The sequence below is a fragment of the uncultured Endozoicomonas sp. genome (assembly GCF_947495845.1).
In the GTDB taxonomy this organism is placed as follows: Bacteria; Pseudomonadota; Gammaproteobacteria; order Pseudomonadales; family Endozoicomonadaceae; genus Endozoicomonas.
Map to the genome: position 1 here is coordinate 1 of NZ_CANMAO010000133.1, position 207 is coordinate 207.

1 protein-coding gene is annotated in these 207 nt (G+C 46.4%); it reads left to right on the forward strand.

Annotated features, from left to right (window positions below; all coding sequences use genetic code 11):
- Window positions 1–207: group II intron maturase-specific domain-containing protein (locus Q1B11_RS20400; protein WP_299735858.1), on the forward strand; the 207-nt coding region annotated here is incomplete at both ends.

The window sequence follows — 207 nt, forward strand, 5'->3', positions numbered from 1 at the left end:
GCCGCCCTTGGGAGCGTAGCTTTCTTGGGTTTACGTTCAGTCGACGAGAACTTAAAGTAAAAGTCAGTGATAAAGCGCTGTCCAAACTGAAGGGGACTGTCAAACAACTGAGCCGTCGAACGAGAGGCCATTCAATTATTCAGATTGTCGCTGAGTTAAGAAAATCCCTGCTTGGCTGGAAAGCGTATTTCGACATAGCTGAAATAC